2 protein-coding genes are annotated in these 5,414 nt (G+C 36.3%); both read left to right on the top strand.

Annotated features, from left to right (window positions below):
* Positions 1-363 precede the first annotated feature (363 nt).
* A complete protein-coding gene (locus tag FJR05_RS15390) occupies positions 364-576 on the top strand; it encodes a helix-turn-helix transcriptional regulator (protein WP_168644906.1) in 213 nt (70 codons plus the stop codon).
* A gap of 434 nt (positions 577-1,010) precedes the next feature.
* Complete coding sequence (locus tag FJR05_RS15385; protein WP_168644905.1) at positions 1,011-4,748, top strand: plasmid replication protein, CyRepA1 family; 3,738 nt, start codon at positions 1,011-1,013, stop codon at positions 4,746-4,748.
* Positions 4,749-5,414: the final 666 nt, after the last annotated feature.

Here is a 5,414-nt window from a genome sequence, read left to right as displayed (position 1 = left end):
CAGCTTACACTGGGAGAGCTTTTTTACTCACTCACCGACTTTTCAAACACCCTCTAATACTTGGGATAGTGCCACTGCTATTGATTTCTTAGCGGTGGATAGCGTGCGCTTGACGTTGGCATTTTGGCAATAAGCGGTTAATTTAGTCAGTTGCGACTCAATGAGGGTCAATTCCTTAATTTCTAGGGTTGTCATGGGTTTTTGGTGTGTGGGAGTAGTTAATATTTAATATAACGTTAACTAGCTAGATATCATGGTATCTAGCTATCAGGATACCTGATGTGACAACAAAGAATATATAATTAATTCTGATATCTCAATAGCTGAGTATCAGAGTATAGTTATATAGAGGTGAATTTCAGTATGGAAAAAATTATGGTTTGTAAGCTAAAAGACTTGATGGATAAGCGTAATCTCAATATTGCCCAACTGGCTAGAGAAGTAGGAATGACTGAAACAACAATAAGGGCATATATGAAAAATACTTTTAGCCGTATTGACTGCCAAAACGCTGTTAAGCTCTGTAGTTATTTTGGCGTAACGATTGGGGATATGTTTGATATTGTTGATGCCTAAAAAACATTTGACCCATTTTTTATTCGCAAGATAGCAACAAATAAAAAATGGGTCAAATTTACTTATGGGGTGAATCAGGGAAGAAAATCAGGAGAAAAGCCGAAAACCCTTAATGGGTATGAGTTTTAAGAATATTGAATAAAAATATAAGCTAATTTGGGTTATAACCTCAGATTATCTATGCTACATTAAAGGGAGAAAGTTTTTCCGCTACTAGCTACCAGGCGATGTTACGGAATACTGTTACAGAAGGCGCGTTTTGAGAGTGTGTTGTTTTTTTCGTAAGCTTTTCAACCAAAAAAAAAGTTTGCTAACGCTTAATCAGTCAAAAACCGATCTTTTTTCTTCCGCGCCGCAAACTCAAATATTGTTATTTCAAGTTTACAACGGTTTTGATTGGTTAGGCAACATAATCACCCACAGGATTTACAAAAATGTTGTCTAACAATTCCATAGTACACGATATTACAGAAAATTACAACAGTTTAGGTACTACTTTCTCACAATCTTCTCATAATTCTGGTTCAGAAACCGTTACGAACGGTTTAACTCTAGAAATACTACAAACCGCGTTAAACTGTATTGATTTTGCAAAATTTAAGGATTTACTGAAATTTAAAGCTACAGGGAGCAAAATCAAATCCTTTACAGCTAAGGCTGTAAAACGGCTTTACAAGCTGATAAAAGGTAATTCTGTACAGAAACCTCTGCAAGAAATTAGATCAGCCAAGCCCAAAAAAACTGAAACCGAATTAAAAGCCAAGTATGAAACTTTCCTAGAGAACTATCCAGAAGCCAAGCTAATTTATAAGCATTGGAAAGATTTAGAGCTTAGTAGTATTGATGACGGCATTAAGGCTTTAAATTATGTTTCTGTAGAAGGCAACACTACTTACAACTACATTTTATCTGATGTCGAAAAACGCCTTAACACTGGAGCATTGACAGCTTCTACGTTGCGTATGTATGGGCATTTGTACGCTGGTGCAATGGTTTGTAAGACGGTTGATTTGATTAACAACCGTGATGAATCAGAATGGTGTCAAGTTAAGCCAAACCAACCAAGACCCGACAAAAAAGGTAAACCCATCAGATATGAAGCCCCAAAAGGAAAAAAAGGCAAATTAACCGAACTGTACGCGCTAAGACTTCCCAGACATATTAAAGAAAAATTCTGTGATGATCCGTTGGTTCTAGACGGTCAAGATTGGGAGTTTTGGCAGTATGTGAGAGATAACGGTTTGACCATAGTAATTACAGAAGGCAGTAAAAAAGCAGCCGCTTTACTTTCACACGGTATACTTGCAATTGCTGTATCTGGTGTATGGCTTTGGGGTGTGAGTGAAAAGGATGGAAACGGTAAAGTCATCAACCGCGAATTAATTCCGGCTTTACAATACTTTGTTGATGTTCCTAGAGAGTGGGTTGTTTGTTTTGATTCAGATAGCAAGCATAAAACAATTGTAAGCGTTTCCAAGGCTTTAAATAGTCTTGGGTTTGAAATCAAAAAACAAAAATCAACTGTTTCCGTAATGCGCTGGAATGGTGCGATTGGAAAAGGAATTGATGATTTAATTTTCAATGTTGGTAAGGATTATTTAGATATCATCTATCAATCTAAAATACCTTTTCTAGAGTGGGGAACTTCCAACTTAAATAAACTCTTGATTGATGCTGATTTGCTTATTAATAAAGAGAAAATTGGCGTTTTAGATATACCTGCTGATAGAAATTTAATCTTTATCAAATCAGATAAAAATACGGGTAAAACCTGGAGTATGGCTGAATGGTTGAAACAGTTTTCAGAGGGTGAACAAAAAAGAATTTTAGCGATTGTTCACCGCGTCCAATTAGGTAGGGCATTGTGTGAAAAATTCAAACTACCTTATGTGGATGAAAAAACAGAGCAAAGCCAAATTGATAAATTAGCTTATGGTTACGGGCTGTGCATCAACTCTCTACATCCTTACAGCCAAGCTAGATTTAACCCTGAAAGTTGGAAGGGTGCAATTCTTGTTTTAGATGAAGTCTGTCAGCTAATTTGGCATCTCTTGACCGACCCTCACATGAAACAACAACGGGTTAGAGTGTTTAACAATTTAAAATTGCTGCTAAATACTGTTATTAAGTCCGGTGGCAAAATTATTTGTGCTGATGCTGATTTAAACGATATCGCGGTTAATTTTATTTCTGGTTTAATTGATGGAAATAAAAAAAGATACATTATTGTAAATGAGTACAAATACAAGAATCCTTGGAAGATTTGCCACTTTACAGGCAATACTCCCGGTTCTCTCGTAAAGGTTGCCTTCGACCAATTAAAGCAGGGTAAAAAATTATTATTCTGTCTATCAGGTCAACAGATTAAGGCCAAGTATGGTTCTCAATATCTGTTTGAGGAAATTAAAAAAAGATTTCCAGATTTAAAAATTTTAATAGTTGACGGTCACACCGTAGCAGATCCACAAAATCCAGCTTACAAATGTACTGAAAGATTAAACGAGGTATTACTTGATTATGATGTGGTTCTTTGCACATCAGTAATTGAAACGGGAGTAAGTATTGACATTGACCGTTTCGACGCTGTATTTGGCATTTTTTCCGGTTTACAAACTGCCAATACTGTTAGGCAATTTTTAGCACGGTATAGAAAGCCTGTTCCTAGATTTATTTGGATCAATAAAAAAGGTTTAACTAAGGTTGGTAATGGGATGATTTGGGCTAATGGTATTCTCAGAGATGAGAAAAATAGACAAGCCGAATTGAAAGATTATTTAAAAGAAAATGGTTTACAGGAAGATTTAGAAACAGGTGATTTTTCCTTTGATCCATTTACAACGGCTTGGGCTAAATTTGGGGCTTTTATCAATTACACCAACCGCAACTACAGAGACAGCATTTTAAATGGTCTTAGGGAAGAAGGACATATTATTTGTGATAATGTTTTGCCTACGCTAGATTACAACCCTGTACAACTGCCTAGCGAAAGTGAAGAAAAGGCACTTAGAAAAGAAATTGCTGAAGGTTGCAAGGAAGCTTATAGAGTTGATAGGGTCGAAACAAGCGAAGCCGATGATATCGAACCGTTACAGCTTGAAACTTTGAAAAAACAAAGGGAGATGACGGTCAAGGAACGTCGGGAACTTCGTAAAGCCTCTATTAAGCAATCTTATGGTGTAGAAATAGTCACGGAAGAATTAATCAAGGCTGATGATAAAGATTTGTATAACCGTTTGCAACTGTTTTACCTGTGGTCTAAAGGTCGAGAATTGATGCCCAAATTGGACATTAGAAAAGCCGAATTAGCTAAAAAGTACGGTGATGGTAGGGCTTATTTAATTGACCTAAAATCCTACAGAGATAAAGTAGAGCTTTTGGATTCAATCAGTTTTGATAAATTACTTGAGTTAGATAATTTTGATAGAAACAACGAAACATTACAAGAATGTTTTGAGGCTATCTTAAATAATTTCTGGAAGTTCCAAAAACTATTTTTCCCGTTAACGGAAAAATGGAAAATTGAGCAGGAAATACTAGAGAATCCGATGGAAATGGCTCAAAGGATAGTAGGTTGGGTTGGATTAGCTTTTGTCATAGGTAAGCGTGTGGGTAGTGATGGAAATCGTGTTCAGATGTGGCATAAACCAGCGTGTAAAGTAATTGATGCTAACCAAGTCTGTGAATACTGGTATACCCGTGACTTAGAACGACTAGAGAAGCACGAAACCGAGAAAGCTAAGGAACGGGAATTGATGGAAGAAATGGGAATTAATTCTACTACAGAATTTTTCCAATCCGTCCCCAATTATGAACCCAACAGGGAAACGGTAACAGGTAATGAAAGTTATGGTATTCCCCCTACTTTGGATGTCGAAAGCTTTAACGTAATGTTACAAACCAGAACCAAGGAAGAAGCCAAGGCACTAACAGAAATTATATTGCCTCAAGTAGTTGATGGTTTTACCTTAAAAAGTGAACATATTGACGTGATACCCGTTGTAAAACAGTTGGTAGCGGGTACGTTTAAGGAATGTAGGGAAGATGTCAAAATGTTGGCTGATGAGTTCCTAAAAGCCCTTAGAGGTTCTATTGATTTAGTAAAGGTCATAGCTCATGTAGATGGTGTCTTAGCCGATGATTTAAGTTGTCAAATGTTGGCAGATTGCTATTAAATTAAAAGCCCTCTTAAACTGTTTAGGAGGGTATAAGACGGTTTTTAATTTTAATTGTCAATCCTGTGGACTAAATGAATTAGTCCATATCCTTGATATCCTTAAATAATAAAATTCATAATTAGATAGTAACCAAGGAACAGGATATTGTCAAGAGGGATTGTACAGGGATATTTAAATAAGTCCCCAACAGTCCCCCGCAACTTTAACCATCTAAAGCTGTAGGGATTTGTTTATACGTCACCCATAAGTATAATGTTTTAATCGTGTAAACTTTTTTACGTCAGGCAAACTTGTTAACCAAAAAATGGAAAAAAAAGCAAATAATTATATATTGCTTTTGCCTGACGTAAAAAATAATACAAGTTTATTTTAAGTAATAAACGGAGTGGGGCGGATTTTAGGCAAAATCCTATTAGCGCGGTTTTAAGATAGGTTAGAGAGATAGAAACCGTTAAACAATGTAATAGTCATTTAAACGGTTTAGAACCGTCACGGGGTAAAATATGGGACGTTGGGAGCGTTTTAGGTTTATTTCTGTTTGGAAGTTTTAATAATTCGTTGTCTGGAAAATTTGGATCGCTCGACTGGAGAAAATAGGACGCGCTTAAAAGTGTGCATAGAACGGTATTGGGGCGAAATTAGCGCGTATAAGAACAATTTAAG

The organism is Dolichospermum sp. UHCC 0259 (assembly GCF_009711935.1).
GTDB lineage: Bacteria > Cyanobacteriota > Cyanobacteriia > Cyanobacteriales > Nostocaceae > Dolichospermum.
Note: the sequence above shows the minus strand (reverse complement) of the source record. Positions and strands in the feature narration are given on the sequence as shown.

Coding starts and splice junctions, on each gene's coding strand:
- FJR05_RS15390 (WP_168644906.1), top strand. CDS start 364: ATGGAAAAAATTATGGTTTGTAAGCTAAAAGACTTGATGGATAAGCGT.
- FJR05_RS15385 (WP_168644905.1), top strand. CDS start 1,011: ATGTTGTCTAACAATTCCATAGTACACGATATTACAGAAAATTACAAC.